We start from the raw sequence: 16,352 nt of genomic DNA, 5'->3' as shown, positions 1-16,352 counted from the left end.
GCCTGGGTTCGTCCGCGTCACTTGCACAACTTGCTACCCTCTTCTGAGGCCAAAAGGCAGCCAGCATGAGTATATCGTGCAGGCTGCCTTTTTCATATTCTAGTAATCCTGCCAAGCGGCGCAGATGGTGCGGGCGCGGGATGGCCGCCTTCGGCGGCCGCAAGTCGGGAGACTTGCCTGATTTGCCGGCGGGCAGACGCCTGGCCTGCGGCCAGAAGTCTGCCGCCAGTCGTCCATTCACCTGTCACCTCATCACCTGTCACCCCATCACCTCATTACCTTTGCGACATGCAACTTTCCGATTCGCACGCGCACGTTTACTCCGAGCAGTTTAAGCCCGACCAGGATGAGATGCTGCTCCGGGCTTTTGAGGCCGGGGTTCGCACCATCTTCATGCCCAACATCGACCACACCAGCATTGACCCCATGCTGGAAGTGGAAGCCAAATATCCTTCGCAGTGCTTTGCCCAAATGGGCCTGCACCCCTGCCACGTCACCCGCCACTTCGAGAAGGAGCTGTATGAGGTGGAAGCCTGGCTGAGCCGCCGGCCCTTCGCGGCGGTAGGGGAGTGCGGCATTGACTTGTACTGGGACAAAACCCACCTGGCGGAGCAGCAGGAGGCCCTGCGCATTCAGGTGGATCTGGCCAAGAAATACAACCTCCCCCTGGTACTGCACACCCGCGAAGCCTTCCGCGAAGCCGCCGACATTATTACGGCCGCCCAGGACGGCACGCTGCGCGGCGTGTTTCACTGCTTTTCCGGCACCCGCCAGGAGGCCGACGAGGTAATCCGCCTAGGCTTTAAGCTGGGCATCGGGGGCGTGGCGACGTTCAAGAACGGCGGCCTCGACAAGGTGCTGCCGGGCCTGGGCCTGGAGCACCTGCTGCTGGAAACCGACTGCCCCTACCTGGCGCCCATCCCGTACCGGGGTAAGCGCAACGAGCCCGCCTACCTGCCCTTCGTGGCCCACCGCGTAGCCGAAATTATGGGCCAGGACCCCGAGGAAGTAGCCGAAGTCACCACCCGCAACACCCTGGCCTTGTTTGGGGAGGTAGGGAAGTAGGGTAGTTATAGGAATGCTTTGCTAAGCATAACCTCAGCCAATGCCGGCTACTAAAGAGATAGAATCCAGGAAGTAAAACCGTCATTCAGAGCGCAGTCGAGGAATCTCGCGTGCTGACGTCTGATTACTTCGGCAACGTCAGCACGCCGGATTCCTCAATCAGCCCGGAATGACAGTTACTATTACCACTGCGGGACGCGAAATGCTTTGGCTCTGTCTCTATATGAAGTCTGCCGCCCCGCCCCGATTCGTAAGCGGTACAGTGGGTCCTCATTCCTAACTTGGCGACCCGTCCGGCCCACCCCCGGCGTGCTGTTTCACCACCCAACCACAACCACCCGCCCTTTGCCTACCCCTCCGCTTCCGCCCAAGCCCGAAACTGCCATCATGGTCATTTACACCGGTGGCACGGTGGGCATGGCCTACAACCGCCGCGGCGAGCTGGTGCCCATGAACTTCGAGCAGATCCGGAAGAAGATGCCGGAGCTGCGCCAGCTGAATATGCAGGTGGAAGTCACCAACCTCGGCGAGCCCATTGACTCCAGCAACGTGACCGTGGCCGACTGGCTGCGGCTGGCGGCGTTAATCGAGGAAAACTACGCCCGCTACGACGGCTTCGTGGTGCTGCACGGCACCGATACCATGGCCTACTCGGCGGCGGCGCTTAGCTTCCTACTCGAAAATCTGGGCAAGGCCGTGGTGTTTACCGGCGCCCAGGTGCCCGTGGGCCGCATCCGTACCGATGCTCGCCGCAACCTGGTTACGGCCCTGGAAATGGCCGCCGCCCGCCATCCCACGGCCGGCACGGCGCGAGTGCCGGAGGTATGCCTGTTCTTCAACGACCTGCTGATTCGGGGCAACCGGGCCAAAAAGGTGGAAAGCCAGCAGTACAATGCCTTCCGCTCCGAAAACTACCCGCCCCTGGCCCGGGCCGGCATCGAGCTGGATTTCAACGACCAGCAGATTTGGCGGCTGCCCTCCGCGCCCCTGCTGGCCCACCAGCGCCTCGACGACCGGGTGACCATTCTGCGCCTGTTTCCGGGCCTGACGGAGCGGGTGCTGCGGGCCCACCTGGAGGCCGACGACCTGCGCGGCTGCGTGCTGGAAACCTACGGCTCGGGCAATGCCCCTACCGCCCCCTGGTTCCTCAAGTGCCTGCGCGACGCCGCTGACCGGGGTGTGCACCTGCTCAACGTAAGCCAGTGCGAGGAGGGCCGCGTGATGCAGGGCCGCTACGAAACCAGCGCCTACCTCACCGAATTGGGGGTAGTAGGCGGGGCCGATGTAACCGTGGAAGCAGCCATTGCCAAGCTCATGTTCGTGCTGGGACTCAGGCAGAACGCCCCGGAAACCCGCCACCTGCTCACGCAGGACCTGCGCGGCGAAATCACGATAATGTAGCGTAACGGGGTCCGGGGCTTGCGTATTCCGAAAATCGGGTGTTATTTTGCGCCACTTCCCCGCATCCTAGAGAGGTGTCCGAGTGGTCGAAGGAGCACGCCTGGAAAGTGTGTATGGGTCTCAAGCTCATCGAGGGTTCGAATCCCTTCCTCTCTGCAGTAAAGCCCGTTTCTGATTCAGAAACGGGCTTTTTGCTTTTCAAAGGTGTTTGCCCGTAGTGCAGGGCTTGTCCGCGCCCTACTGCTGGTATTGAGCCACATACACCGAGCGGCGGCGGGCCCCGTGCTTTACTCCCCGTACTGAACCATTGGGGCCGGCGGTGTTTAACGTGCCGGCATCATGGAGCCAGGGTATTTCAGGGTCAGTAAGCCATGGCGGCGTAATTTCCGTTGAAGGCCTACTATGAAACGACCCCACGTAATCTGCCACATGATGTCCACGGTGGACGGAAAGATTCTGTCCGCGAACTGGAAGGACCAGGAGCTGACCGACACCTTTGCCGGCTACTTCGAGAAGTACCACGAAACCTTTACCACTGAGGCCTGGATGTGCGGGCGCATCACCATGGAGCGCGACTTCTCGGGTGGTGTGCAGCCCGAGCTGCGGCCCGCTCCGCAACCCATAGCCCGCGAGGCCTTCATCGGCGACCCGGACGCTACCTCCTTTGCTGTGGCCGTGGACGCACATGGCAAGCTGGGATGGGAAACCAACTCCACCGGCGGCGACCATATTGTGGAGGTGCTCACGGAGCAGGTCAGCGACGAGTACCTGTACTACCTGCAGCGCCAGGGCATTTCCTACCTGTTCGGGGGTGAGAAAGAGGTGGATTTTGCCGTGGTGCTGGAGCAGCTGGCGGCCCTGTTTCCCATTAAAACCCTGATGCTGGAGGGCGGCGGCCACCTCAACGGCTCTTTGCTTAATGCCGGCCTGATTGACGAGCTGAGCCTGCTGGTGCTGCCCCTGGCCGATGGTACGCCCCTTTCGCCAACCACCTTTGAGGTGAGCGACTACCTGCCCAAAGGCCCCGCCACCCGCCTGTACCTTGCCCAGGTGCAGCAGCTCGACAACGACGTGGTGTGGCTGAAATACCGGTTTAAGCAAACCCAGGAATAGAAAATACCATCAAGGCGGAGCCCCGCGAAGTATCCCTGCCGCCTCGCTGAATCATTCAGACGGAGCGGTAGGGATGCTTCGCGGGGCTCTGCTTTGATGGTTTGTTAAGTTGTTGGCGACTTTCTGAACCGAGTCCCGGTGTTGGTACGCGAGATGCTACCGGGGCTGGGCAAGACGGTCACGGGGTTTGTTAGCTGAGGGCGGCTGGTATAGCGGTTTGAGTTATTTTCTGACTGTCATGCCTGATCTGGCGTGTTTTGCTGACTTAAACAGTTTTCTAGAGCTAAAAATCAGTTCATCAACCCATTACCCCACTAGGCCGCGTAGGCGCCTTCCTCGGTGGTGCGGAGCAGGCTGAGGGCGGTGAGGGTGTCCAGGAGGGGCTGCACGCGCTCCGGCTTGGTGCGCCGGAAGCGGGCGGCTACCTGGGCGGCCGTTACCGACTGGCCCGCCTGCTGCACGGCGTCGCGGATGGCTTGCATCTGCTGGGCCAGCTCCTTGGGGAAATCGGGGAGGGCGGTGGCGTTGGGGGTGAGGGCCGCGGCGGCTGAGGCGGCCTGGGCGGCGGGCAGGGCCAGGGCGGCCTGCTGCAGCTCGGGGGCCTGGTAGGAAGGGCGGAGGTACCGGACGTGGCCCTGCTGCTCCTCGCGGGCGCGCTCGTGGTTGAGGCGCACGAGGCGGGTCAGAATCTCGGCGTCGGGGAGGGTAGGGGGCCAGCCGTAGGCCTCGGCCACGGCGGCGTCGAGCTGCTGATGGAGGCTGAGCACCACGGAGGCCAGGCCCTGCTGGTTGATGGTCTGCTCTTTGGCGGTGCTCAGGGGCTGACCGGCGCGCAGCTTCTCCACCACGTTGTAGAGGTCGGTGAGGGTGAGGGTGGGGTGCTGGGCCTGCTGGCGCTTGCGGTGGGCGTCGAGCTGTTCGGCCAGCTCCCGGATGCGCGCCTGCTGCTCCGCCGTGGCCGCCGGGAAGGGGAACGGGTCGAAGCAACGGGATTTATTGTAGCGGGGTGTATTACCTCCCAAGTCACCACCTGCTGCTAATGCCCAAACTATATGGATTTTACTAGAAAGAACACCTAAAATGAAGGGGTCATCAGAAGCAATTACAACAGCCGTCCCTTCTGCTACCCAATCTCCTGGAACAAATGTAAAAGTGCGATGCTTGGCGGTTTCAGCAGAAACTATGTACTGGTTTAACTCCTTTACCGCTGCCCGCATTGAAGGCTGGTTTTCACCAAATAACCACCACTTCTGTCGCTTTGACTCACGTGGATTGTGGTCACGCTCAGGCTTAACGTGCGTTAAAAGCCGCTGATAAGCATCAGGGAATTGCGTCGTCAAATCACTGGTTGTGTACCCAGTCGCATCAATTACATGCAAGCCACGAGGCGACTTGACTAAATCCTGCCCACCAACAAATCTTTTGACAAGGCTTTTGCTGCTTGTTGATTCTAATGACTTAGCAGTTGCTTTGTCAAGAACAAAACCCTGACCATAGAACTTAACCCCGAGAAAGCAGAGGCTAGAATTTGACTCTAAGACCTTAGCACTTGTTAAATCTGCACCTACAGACAAGTCGGAATTAATGATGCCTTCCTGCTCAATAAATTCGACTTCAACAGTTTCATCATTTGCCGCATGCTCTTTAGTTACATTCAACAATCGTCCTACTGATGAACCACGCTGCGCTACAGTCATAGCAATACGAACTGCAGCACCTTCTGCCCCATCAACCCAAGGATGGTCTGGAATAACAAAGTCTAGAGAAATAGGGGCTTTGTCATTGCTTAGGAAATGTTCCATTACTCGACGATTAAAAATCATAGTAATGGAGTTGGTTGTGATGAATCCAAACCGCTCAATCCTGCCTTCTTTTAAGAGTTTGGCAGCATTGTACCACCAATACATAACCAAATCAGCAGAATCAGGGACTACTCCTTTATAGGCTTTGCGAAGTGCCTCAGCGTAACCGTCACCTAATGCAAGCCGCATTTTTTTCATCCCTACGAACGGCGGATTTCCGATGACAAAATCAGCCTCCGGCCACTCTGCAGGTACAGGTTTTGGATAATCTAATACAGTAACCTGTGCCTTTTCGTCAGGCACTTCAATATTCGTAATCGGATTCACCTTCACAGTAAACCCATCCCAGCGGGTTACGGGCAGGCCTTGGGCATCGAGGCGGGGTAGGGGCGTATCGTGCCGGAGGGCGGCATCCTGCTGGCGGATGTTCTGGTACTCATCCAGCAGGGGTTCGCGCAGCTCGGAGGGGCCGTAGGTGCGCAGGTGCCACTGCAGGTAGCCAATGCGCAGCACCACGTCGGCAATGGCGGCGGCGCGCGGGTTCAGCTCCAGGCCCAGCAGCTGGTGGGGGCTCACGGTGGTACCGCCGCCCAATTCCAGCAAACCCGTGTGGCCGTAGCTGTTAATAGCGGCCAGCACTTCGCCTTCCAGGCGCTTGAGGTGCTCCAGGGTCACGTACAGGAAGTTGCCGGAGCCGCAGGCCGGGTCCAGGATTTTGATGGAGGTGAGGCGGGTAAGGAAGCGCACCAGCTCCTGGCGGGCCTCGCGGGGCTGGCCTTCGTCGAGGCGGCGGGCGGCGGCGGCCTGGGCGGCTGCCCACTCCCGGCGCAGGGGCTCCAGCACGGTGGGCAGCACCAGGCGCTCTACGTAGCGGCGCGGGGTGTAGTGGGCGCCCAGGCTGTGCCGCTCCCTGGGGTCGAGGGCGCGCTCCAGCAGCGTCCCGAAGATGGCCGGCTCTACCTCCGTCCAGTCGGCCTTAGCCGACTGCAGCAGCAGCTCGGCCTGGTCGGCGGAGAGGGGTAGGGCGGTGGCATCGTGGAAGAGCTTGCCGTTGAAGCGGCGCAGGCGGGCTTTCAGGTCGGGGGAGAAGCCGCCGGTATCCATGGTGCGCCAGAGGCCCTGGAGGGCATCGGGCAGAAACTCCAGCAGCTCGGGGGTGCGGTACTGGCTGAGCATGCCCGTAAAGCTCTGCTTCGGAATCAGGTTCACGTCTTCGGCGAACATGGTAAACAGGCAGCGCATCAGAAACTGGGCCACCACCTCGGGGGCGTGTCCGGCCCGCTCCAGCTGCTCCGAGAGCTTGGCCAGGCGGGCGGCCAGCTCCCGCGTAACGCGGGCGGCGCGGCGGGAGGGGTCCAGCTCCCGGGGCTCCAGGAAAATCTGGCGGAGCATGGCCCGCGTTTTCTCGTCCTGGAGCGCGGCCAGGGGCAGGCGGAAGCGGGTCTGGTCGGGGAAGGGCACGAAGGAGTCGCCTACCCCGGCAAAGTTGCTATACACGTCCAGGCAGTAGCCCACGTCGGCCACCAGCACAAACAAGGGTCGGGGCTCGTCGGGGGGTAGGGCGCGCACGTAGCCCAGGGCCTGCTGGCGGGCCGCCTGCATCATTTCGGCCCACTTGGCCGAGCCGCGCACGGCGTGGCCCTTGCGGCGTTTGGCGGGCTCCAGGCCCAGCTCGGCGCGCTGCTGCTTCTGCTGCTGGTCGGCGGTATCGGTGCCCTGCTTGGTTTCCAGCACAAAGCAGCCGCGCTTGTACAGGTCGATGCGGCCGGTGCTTTTCTTCTGGCCGTCGTTGAACTGCACGGCCCGTTCCAGCACGTACTGGTCCTGGGTGGGGTCGTCGGTGGTGGGGTCGGGGCGGGGTACGCCCAGCAGGTCGCAGAGGTCTTGCAGAAACAGGCCGTAGTTGGCACGTTCGGCGCCGCCGGCGGGCTTCCAGCGGGCTTCAAATTCGGGGTAAGTCAAGGAGGGAATAGCTGGGGTAGAAATCGAGGGCGGAAGATAATTATGCGAAGCGAATCTTTTGGATAGGTCAGAATGGTATTTTTTTAGGTTCTTGCGCGCTGTCTGGATTCCTGTCTTCTTTATGAAATCACTCTACTCAATTACAGTTGCAGCTTTGCTCTTATTTACCACGCCTAAAGTTATGGCCCATAGTGGCGGCTTAGATAGTGATGGTGGTCATCATAATAGAAAAACTGGCGGCTACCACTATCACCGGGGCGTGCGAGGAAATATGAACTGGATTATTTTAGGTGGCGCCGCCATTGTTTTCTTTCTCTTAAAATCGAAAGGCAATAGGAAATAGTGAAGAGGTTAATAACCGTTATTGCAGTAGGAGTATCACTCCCTGCAAGTGCTCAAAGAATTTACGATAGAGGCCACTATTACGGTGATGAAGAGATAGAGCTATTATCAGCAACCGATGTTGGGATAGGTATTCTTGCTGCTGCCTGTTGCTTTCTAGTAGGTTATGGCCTCTCAAAATTCAGTAAAGAAGGTAATAATTGGGGGTGTGTAGCTGGATTGCTTTACTTGGGAGGCCTGATTTGCCTGATTCCGCTACTGAACTGGCTTCATGTTCTTGTGCAGTCCGTTATGGCGTTAGGACTAGTAGTAGCCTTAATAGGCGGTGGCATCTACTTTCTACATAATCTGATCAAAAAATAAGTCATGGCGTTGTCCATTCGGTGACACGCAGGGAGCAAAAATTTTTCATCATGAAAACACTTCTATACTATTTGGGCCTCTTCATCCTGGTAATCCTTGGCTTTGCGGTTATAGGACTATTCATCGAGCATGTTGTAGCGCCTATCCTATATATTCTTGCAGTTCTTGTCAAATGGGCAATGATAATCGGAGGCATTGTACTGGTAGTTGGATTCATAATTAGTTGGGTATCAGAAAAACTAAAAGGTAGCTGATCATCCCAAGGCGAACCGTATTCGGAATATACCCGCTTAACAGCAGGGCCCGTGCCACTTCCAGGGGGAGGAAGCAGCACGGGCCCTGCTGTTGCGTGGTAGCCAGGAAGCTACCGCTTTATAAACCTATGGGTTTCGGTGCGGCCCCCACCCTCCAGCCGCAGCTGGTACAGGCCGGCCGCCAGCCCCGACACATCGAGGCGCTGGCCGGCGGGCGAGCTGGTGAGGGTGCGGGTGAGGACGGGCTGCCCGGTGGCGGAGTAAACGCGCACGGTGGCGGCGCCTACCCCCGTGGGCAGGGTCAGGGTTAGCACATCGGCCACGGGGTTGGGGTAGAGGCGGCTGGTAGGGGCCGGGGCCTGGTTGGTGCTGCTCAGGGCCGGGGATGAGGTCTGGAAAAACTCCACGTTATCGAGGCTGCACCAGTTGCCCGCGTTGGCATCAGACCACAGCCCGATTTCGCACTGCCCGTTGCTGACTTCAATGCCCGTAAGCTGAATCTGGACCCAGGCCTCTGTGGGCGGCAGGGGCACGTTCTTTTCCGTGCCGCTCAAGTTATTGGCGTAGAGGTGGCAGGCTTTCTGGCCTCCGCCATTCAGCACCCAGGCCCGCAGGGTGTAGGTGCCGCTGGGCAGGCCCGTCAGGGTCTGGAAGGTGCTGACCTGGTAGGGCGTGCCGAGCCAGTGGGTGAGGCGGTAGGTGCCGCTCTGGCCGCCGGTTTCGGTTTTGTCGGCGGCCTGGTTGGCGGTGTTGTTGGCCCAGGTGCTCCAGGAGGCAGGAGATTGGGTGGCGCCGTTGGCCTCGAAGCTGGGGTTGGCGAGCAGGTTGGTGATGGGGGCCGTGGGCGGCGGGGCGGTGGGCGTCACCAGAAAGGCGTTCAGGGCCGGGGAGGGCTTGCCATCGTTGCCCCAGGCGCTGAGCTGGTAGCCACTGAAGCTGCGGTAGCCCTGGGGCTCCCAGTAAAACACGCCCAGGCCGTTGCCGTTGGGCACGGCGGCCACGGCGTTCTGCACGGCCACCAGCATGTCGTAGGCATTCTGGGGGGCGTTGGTGCAGTCGGCGCCCACTTCGGCCACAATCACCTGCTTGCCGTAGCGGCTGGCCAGGTCGGTGAGGTTCTGCTGCAGGCCGCTGATGGAAACGGAGTAGTCCTGGTTTAGCCAGTAGGGGTAGTACGAGAGGCCGATTACGTCGTACTTGCCGCCGTTGGCGGTCAGGCGGTCGAAGAACGAGCGGAACCGGGCGTTGTCGTGGCCCTTGTCCAGGTGTACCACCACTTTAGAAGTAGGGCTAACGGCCTTCACGGCCTCGTAGCCCTGGTTGATGAGCTGGGTAAGCTGGCCGAAGTTGGCGGTGTTGCCCTCGGGCCAGAGCATGCCGTTGGGAATTTCGTTGCCCACCTGCACCCACTCGGGCGTAACGCCGTTGTTTTTCAGGGCTGTCATCACGCTCAGAGTGTGGTCGTACACGTCCTGCTGCAGCTGCTGGAAGCTGTGGCCAGCCCAGGCGGCGGGCTTGGTTTGCTGGCCGGGGTCGGCCCAGGAGTCGCTGTAGTGGAAGTCTATCATGAGCCGGAAGCCCAGGTTTTTGGCCCTGGTAGCCATCTGCACCACTTCGCCGGGGCTGCAGTGGCCGTTCACCCAGTCCACCATCGAGGGGTTTACCCACACCCGCAGCCGGATGGAGTTGATACCCTTGCTCTTCAGAATCTGGAAGCAGTCCTGCTCCACGCCCTGCTCGTTGTAGAACTTGTAGCCGTTAGCTTCCATCTGCTGAAGCCAGCTGGTATCGGCGCCTTTGGCAAAGGTCTGGGCCGCGGCGGAGAAGGAGGTGAGCAGGCCCAGGCACACCGCCAGGCCCAGCAGCAGCCCCCGGCGCAGGGCAGATTTAAGGAGAAAAGGTAGGGTCATAGAAACAGGAAGCAGGGTTGAAGAAGAACGAGGGAGTATAAAAACTAAAGCGCGGGCCCGGCAAGCAGCACTGCCCGCGCCAGCTACCAAAGATAGGAAAATACACGCAAACGTTTGCACATATCAGCCCTCCGCAACCCGCTCCCGACCCAGAGTAACCAGTAAGGTGGACAGCACGCGAAAGGCCCTGGTACTGAGCCCCGCGACGCATTCCTACAGCTTCGCATACACTACAGTGTTTGGTAGCGATGCTGTGCAGGGTGTAGCATAATGGGCTAGGTGCCTCGGAACGTTGTGCTTAGTTACTGTGCGCCCTGCCTGATAGGGTGGAACGCAAGCTGCCAGGGCGGGCAGACCAACCAAGCAAAAGGATAGAGCAGACGGAAGTTTCTGGTTTTGCTTTATACTTACGCAATCGTTTATGCAGGGCGAAGGCGCAGCCCGGCCCGCTCTTTCGCGGGGGCATAGCCCCTGGGCGGGCGTCCCGCCGGCCGGGTTCCGGCGCCCGCAGGGCCGGGCTGCGCTGGTTCTGTCTTGCTTTCCTCCCTACCTGCCCGTATGGGCTCAACGGCTTCTTTCCTGCTACTTATGACCAACGATTTATTTGCGCGGCTGGCGCGGCGCGGCCTCCTGGCGGGGGCGCTCCTGCTGCCGGCGGGCCTTACCTGGGCGCAGGTGCGCCGGGAGTACCTGCTTACCAGTGACTGGAAATTTGCCAAGGGCGAGCAGCCCGCCGCCCAGCAGCCCGGCTTCCGGGACGCCAAGTGGCAAACCGTGAGCGTGCCTCACGACTGGGCCATCTACGGCCCGTTCAGCAGCACCAACGACCTGCAAAAAGTCAGGATTGAGCAGAACAACGAAACGCAGGCCACCACCAAAGCGGGCCGCACCGGCGGACTGCCGTTTATTGGCACGGGCTGGTACCGGCGGGCCCTGGCGGTGCCGGGCTTCGGGCCGGGCAAGCGGGCCGTGCTGCTCTTCGACGGGGCCATGAGCGACGCCCACGTTTTCGTGAATGGGCAAGAGGTAGCCGTCTGGCCCTACGGCTACAACTCGTTTTACGTGGATGTAACGGGCGCCCTGAACGCCACCGGCCCCAACACCCTGGCCGTGCGCCTGCAAAATCAGCCGGAGTCTTCGCGCTGGTACCCCGGCGCCGGCCTCTACCGCAACGTGCACCTCATTGTCACCAACGACGTGCATATTCCGGTTTGGGGCACCTACCTCACCACTCCCGAAATCAACGCGAACTACGCCAAGGTAAAGCTGCGCACCCAGGTGGAAGCGCCGGTCGGCACCACGTCGGCCCTGCGCCTGCAAACCGAAATTCGTGACGCCCAGGGCCAGATGGTGGCTACCCTCAGCACCCCGCTGGGCGCTACGGATGGGCAAACCTTCGAGCAAAACCTGGTGGTGCCCACGCCCCGGCTCTGGTCGCCGGAAACGCCGGCGCTGTACACGGCCTCCTCCAAGCTCTTCGCCGGCGAGGAGCTCAAGGATGAGTACGAAACCCGCTTCGGAATACGCTCTTTCTCCTTCGAGGCCGGCAAGGGCTTTTCCCTGAACGGGCAGCCGCGCAAGTTCAAGGGCGTGTGCAACCACCACGACCTGGGCCCGCTGGGCGCGGCCATCAACACGGCTGCCCTGCGCCGCCAGCTTACCCTGCTCAAAAACATGGGCTGCGACGCTATCCGGACCGCCCACAACATGCCCGCTCCGGAGCTGGTAGAGCTCTGCGACGAAATGGGCTTTATGCTCATGGTCGAGTCGTTCGACGAGTGGAAAACCCCCAAGGTGAAGAACGGCTACAGCCAGTATTTCGACCAGTGGGCCGAAAAGGACCTGGTGAACATGGTGCACCGCGACCGGAACCACCCCAGCGTTATCATGTGGAGCATCGGCAACGAAGTGCCCGACCAGAGCACCGCGGGCGGCAACAAAATCGCCAAGCGCCTCCAAGACATCGTGCACCGCGAGGACCCTACCCGGCCCGTAACCATGGGCATGGACCGCTTCGACGACGACCTGAAAAACAACTTTGCCTCAGTTATTGATATTCCGGGCTTCAACTACAAGCCCCATCGCTACCCCGAGGCCCAGGCCAAACTGCCCCAGGGCATGATTCTGGGCTCCGAAACGGCCTCTACAGTCAGCTCGCGCGGGGTGTACAAGTTTCCGGTGGTGCAGGCCAAGGAGCAGAAGTACCCCGATAACCAATCCTCGTCGTACGACCTGGAGGCCTGCAGCTGGTCGCAGGTGCCCGACGACGAGTTTGTGGCCCAGGACGAGCTGCCTTACACCCTGGGCGAGTTCGTCTGGACCGGCTTCGACTACCTTGGGGAGCCCACGCCCTACGATGAGCGGTGGCCTTCGCACAGCTCCTACTTCGGAATTCTGGACCTGGCCGGCCTGCCCAAAGACCGGTACTACCTGTACCGGGCCCGCTGGAACACTCAGCAGCCTACCCTGCACCTGCTGCCCCACTGGACGTGGTCTGGCCGCGAGGGCCAGGCCACGCCCGTATTCTGCTACACCAGCTACCCTTCGGCCGAGCTGTTCGTGAACGGCAAAAGCCAGGGCCGCCAAACCAAAACCACCACCGGCAGCCCCCAGGCCCGCTACCGTCTGATGTGGAATGAGGTGAAATACGAGCCCGGCAGCATCAAAGTAGTGGCCTACGACGCCGCCGGCAAGGCCGTGGCCGAAGAGGAAGTGCGCACCGCCGGCCAGCCCCACCACATCCGGCTGGTAGCTGACCGCACCACCCTCCGGGCCGACGGGCAGGACCTGGCCTTCGTGACGGCGCGGGTAGAGGACGCCCAGGGCAACCTCTGCCCCGAGGCCACTACCCAACTGCAGTTCAGCGTGGGCGGGGCGGGCAAATTCCGGGCCGTAGCCAACGGCGACGCCACCAACCTGCAGCCCTTCCACGAACCCCGCATGAAGGCTTTTCAAGGCCAACTGGTGGCGCTGGTACAAACCACCACCCAGGCTGGGGAGGTGCAGCTGAAGGTTTCGGGCAAGGGCCTGAAAGACGGCGCTATCCGGCTGCAAACCACAACAGCGGCCACGAAATAGCGGGAGTCACCGGCAGCTGAGCTGTACAGTCTGACTATACAACGGAAAAGGCCCGGCGCTAATTAGCGCCGGGCCTTTTCCGTTGTTGATGGGGTAGGCTATTCCACTACCAGATGCGCAGACTGAGTACCGCTGCGCAGGATGTAGAGCCCAGGAGTGAGGCCGCTCAGGTCGAAGCTGGGGCCGGCCGGCTGGCGCCGCTGCTCCCGGCCCAGCAGGTCAAACAGCACCAGCGGGGCGTGGGGAGTCGCGTGCTCTAGGCGCACTACCTGTCGGGCCGGGTTGGGGTACACCACCAGCCGAGGGGCCGAAGCCAGGGCTGTGGGCTGCCGCACGGGTAGCACGGTGCCCGTGAAAATTCCGTTCAGGCGCACCGAGAGGCTGCGCGCGGCTCCGTGGGGTAGCAGGGCGTCCAGGTCGCCGTCGTTGTCCACGTCGGCCAGCAGAATATCAGAGGGGGAAGGACCTACTCCCACCTGCCCGCCGGTAGCGGGCACCGTCAGGCCGCCTTTACCGTCGCCGAAGCGGACGGCCATCCGGTTGCGGTATTTGGCCGAGCTGACCACATCCAGGTTGCCGTCTCCGTTCACGTCGCCGAGGGCTACTCCGGTAGGGTCGAGGGACACGCGCAGGCGCGCTACGGCCGGAGTGGTGAAAGCGCCGGTACCCGTACCCAGCCGGACGCACACATTGTTGCCGGCTCCGTTCAGGCCTTCCACGCTGCAGATGACAAAATCCAGATTGCCGTCGTTGTTCAGGTCGCCCAGGGCAATGTCGTTGGGCTGGTCCTCGCCCAGCTGTACCTCGGCCGGGGCGGGGGCGGCGGGCGGAGCAAAGCGGCCGGTGCCGTCGCCGAGGCGGATGGAAACGCTGCCCTCCAGGCGCTGGACGTAGTTGGCGGTGGCAAAATCCATCCGACCATCGTTGTTGAAGTCGCCGGCCGCCACGGCAAGCGGGGCGTTGCCTACACTTACCTCGGGCACGGCCGGGGTAGTGAAGGTGCCCGTGCCCGTGCCCAGCCGCACCGATACCACGCCCTGGTCGCGGCTGCAGCCAAGCAAATCTAGGTTGCCGTCGCCGGTCAGGTCCGTCAGCACCATGTCCACTTGGTCGAAGCGTATCGGTACGGGCGGCACGGAGGCGGGCAGGGGGCTGAATCCTCCGCGCCCATCGCCCAGATAAATAGCCAGCCGCGGAGAAAACTGAACCGTGATGTTGGTCACGAAATCGAGGTTGCCGTCGTTGTTCAGGTCGCCCAGGGCCAGGCAGCCGGGGTAGGTGCCGATGCTGCTGATGTCGGCGGGGGTAGGGGCGGGCGGAGGGGCAAAGCGGCCTTTGCCATCACCGAGCCGCACGGAAGCCACCCCCCGGGAATTGATGCTGAGAATATCCAGGCGGCCGTCATTATTCAGGTCGCCCACGGCCGTCTTGATAGCGGCGTCGGCCAGGGCCACCGGTTCGCCGGCAGGCATTACAAAGCCGCCCGCCCCGTTGCCCAGGCGCACCGTCAGGCTGTACGAGCTGATGACGGTGGAGGAGTAGTAAATACCCATGTTGCCGGCCAGCAGGTCGGGCTGCCCGTCCTTGTTGATGTCCTGCAGGGCCAGAGCATAGGGCTGTAGGCCCACCGTAACTTCGGGCACGGCGGCCGGGCTGAACCCGCCGGCTCCGTTGCCCAGGCGCACCGATACGGTGGTGGTATTCTGCTGATTGTTGGCCGTCACAAAGTCCAGGCGGCCGTCGCGGTTCAGGTCGGCCAGGGCAATGTTGCGGGGCGTGGGACCCACTTTTACCTCGGGGGTAGCTGGAGCCGTGAAGCCGCCCGAGCCGTCGCCGAGGCGCACCGACACGGAGTTGGTGCTGCTGCTGGTAGTCAGGATATCGGGCGTGCCATTGTTGTCGATGTCGCCGAGGACGAGAGTATAGCCATCGGGGGCCACAGCTACCAGGGGGCGGGCCGTAAATCCACCGGCCCCGTCGTTAAGCCGCACCGACACGGAACTGCCCGCGGAAGTCGTATTCAGGGAAAGCAGGTCTGGCCGGCCATCGGCGTTTACATCCCCTACGGCCAGCCACAGGGGTAGCGAGTCGATGGCAACCAGGGGCTGGGCCGTGAAGCCGGCCTTGCCGTTGCCATAGTACACGGCCACCTGGCTGCTGCGGCTCAGCCCCACGGCGAAATCCAGGTTGCCATCGGCATTGAAGTCGGCCACAACCAGCCCGCGCAGGCTCTCGCCCGGCGGGTATATGCGGCCGCCTGCCGCCGGAATCGTGAACCGGCCGGTGCCATCGCCCAGGGAGATAGCCATTGTCCGGCTTGAGCCGTCGGCCACCAGCATATCCAGGAAGCCATCTTTGTTGACATCGGCCAGCTCCACGTTGCTGGGCGCCGAGCCACCGCCGGTTGAACTGGCCGGGATGGGAGCCGGCGGCGGGGCAAAGCCGCCCTGCCCGTCGCCCAGGCGCACGGCCAGCATGTTATCCGAGCCGCCGGCCACAAAGTCGGGGTTGCCATCGTTGTTGATGTCGCCCACGGCCATGCAGCGCGGGCCCAGGTCCAGGGTTACCTCCTCATCCAGAAAGCGGCCCGTGCTGGGGGCCGTGGCGGCGGTGAATTGAAAGAGCGAAGCTGCGGCCAGCGCCGTGCCCGCCTGGCTGGTGGCCTGGGTGCCTACGCCCACCTGCACTGGCTCGCCGACCAGCAGGGGTTGGGCAGGGGTAAAGGAAATGGTGTTGGTGCCCGCGCCCTGGAAAGTGCCCGCCAGCCGCCCCCGCCAGGCGCTTACAACCCGTACCGCATCGGGCGAGGCGGTTTGGGCGCTCATTGGCTCCGAGAAGGTCAGTTGCAGGGGAGCCGTGCGCGGGGCTGCTACGGCATTGGCCTGGGGCAGCCGGTTCTGGAGGTACGGGGCCTGGGCCCGGGCCGCACCCGCCGTTAACAATCCGCCCACCAGGAATAAAGACTTGTAGAATAGAGCCATGCAGTAAGAAAATGGGGCTAAATGATCTGCTAAAAGTAAGGCCGCGTAGGGCAAAGGCCGCGAAATAATTTCCCAGCTACC

Annotated in this window: 8 protein-coding genes and 1 tRNA gene; 6 read left to right on the top strand and 3 right to left on the bottom strand. The window is 61.8% G+C overall.

Annotated features, from left to right (window positions below):
- Positions 1-288 precede the first annotated feature (288 nt).
- From FGZ14_RS08315 to FGZ14_RS08300, 4 genes are all read left to right on the top strand, one after another.
- Complete coding sequence (locus FGZ14_RS08315) at positions 289-1,065, top strand: TatD family hydrolase (protein ID WP_139923205.1); 777 nt, start codon at positions 289-291, stop codon at positions 1,063-1,065.
- A 345-nt stretch (positions 1,066-1,410) separates the two neighbouring features.
- Positions 1,411-2,466: an asparaginase gene (locus FGZ14_RS08310; protein ID WP_257883375.1), complete on the top strand. Its 1,056-nt coding sequence runs from the start codon at positions 1,411-1,413 to the stop codon at positions 2,464-2,466.
- A gap of 68 nt (positions 2,467-2,534) precedes the next feature.
- Positions 2,535-2,622, top strand: a tRNA-Ser gene (locus FGZ14_RS08305).
- Positions 2,623-2,868: 246 nt separating this feature from the next.
- Positions 2,869-3,579: a dihydrofolate reductase family protein gene (locus FGZ14_RS08300; RefSeq protein WP_139923203.1), complete on the top strand. Its 711-nt coding sequence runs from the start codon at positions 2,869-2,871 to the stop codon at positions 3,577-3,579.
- Between the two features lie 314 nt (positions 3,580-3,893).
- Here the strand turns inward: FGZ14_RS08300 and FGZ14_RS08295 are convergent, their stop codons facing one another.
- Positions 3,894-7,343, bottom strand: coding sequence for a DNA methyltransferase (locus FGZ14_RS08295; RefSeq protein WP_139923201.1), 3,450 nt, complete (start codon positions 7,341-7,343; stop codon positions 3,894-3,896).
- 121 nt (positions 7,344-7,464) lie between these two features.
- Between FGZ14_RS08295 and FGZ14_RS08290 the strand changes: the two genes are divergently transcribed.
- Positions 7,465-7,686: a YHYH domain-containing protein gene (locus FGZ14_RS08290; protein ID WP_139923199.1), complete on the top strand. Its 222-nt coding sequence runs from the start codon at positions 7,465-7,467 to the stop codon at positions 7,684-7,686.
- Positions 7,687-8,412: 726 nt separating this feature from the next.
- Here FGZ14_RS08290 and FGZ14_RS21715 read toward each other — a convergent pair.
- Complete coding sequence (locus FGZ14_RS21715; protein ID WP_180754539.1) at positions 8,413-10,212, bottom strand: glycosyl hydrolase 53 family protein; 1,800 nt, start codon at positions 10,210-10,212, stop codon at positions 8,413-8,415.
- 588 nt (positions 10,213-10,800) lie between these two features.
- On the opposite strand from FGZ14_RS21715, the gene galB reads away from it, so the two are divergent.
- Complete coding sequence (galB, locus tag FGZ14_RS08280) at positions 10,801-13,290, top strand: beta-galactosidase GalB (protein WP_139923197.1); 2,490 nt, start codon at positions 10,801-10,803, stop codon at positions 13,288-13,290.
- A gap of 98 nt (positions 13,291-13,388) precedes the next feature.
- On the opposite strand, the gene FGZ14_RS08275 is transcribed toward galB, so the two are convergent.
- On the bottom strand, positions 13,389-16,271 hold the full coding sequence (locus tag FGZ14_RS08275; protein WP_139923195.1) for an FG-GAP-like repeat-containing protein: 2,883 nt from the start codon (positions 16,269-16,271) through the stop codon (positions 13,389-13,391).
- Positions 16,272-16,352 lie beyond the last annotated feature (81 nt).

Source organism: Hymenobacter sp. DG01 (genome assembly GCF_006352025.1).
Classification (GTDB): Bacteria; Bacteroidota; Bacteroidia; order Cytophagales; family Hymenobacteraceae; genus Hymenobacter.
This window is presented reverse-complemented; position numbering and strand designations above follow the sequence as displayed.

Excerpts from the sequence above, each read along its gene's own strand:
- FGZ14_RS08315 (WP_139923205.1), top strand. The coding sequence starts at position 289 with ATGCAACTTTCCGATTCGCACGCGCACGTTTACTCCGAGCAGTTTAAG.
- FGZ14_RS08300 (WP_139923203.1), top strand. The coding sequence starts at position 2,869 with ATGAAACGACCCCACGTAATCTGCCACATGATGTCCACGGTGGACGGA.
- FGZ14_RS08290 (WP_139923199.1), top strand. The coding sequence starts at position 7,465 with ATGAAATCACTCTACTCAATTACAGTTGCAGCTTTGCTCTTATTTACC.
- FGZ14_RS21715 (WP_180754539.1), bottom strand. The coding sequence starts at position 10,212 with ATGACCCTACCTTTTCTCCTTAAATCTGCCCTGCGCCGGGGGCTGCTG.
- galB (WP_139923197.1), top strand. The coding sequence starts at position 10,801 with ATGACCAACGATTTATTTGCGCGGCTGGCGCGGCGCGGCCTCCTGGCG.
- FGZ14_RS08275 (WP_139923195.1), bottom strand. The coding sequence starts at position 16,271 with ATGGCTCTATTCTACAAGTCTTTATTCCTGGTGGGCGGATTGTTAACG.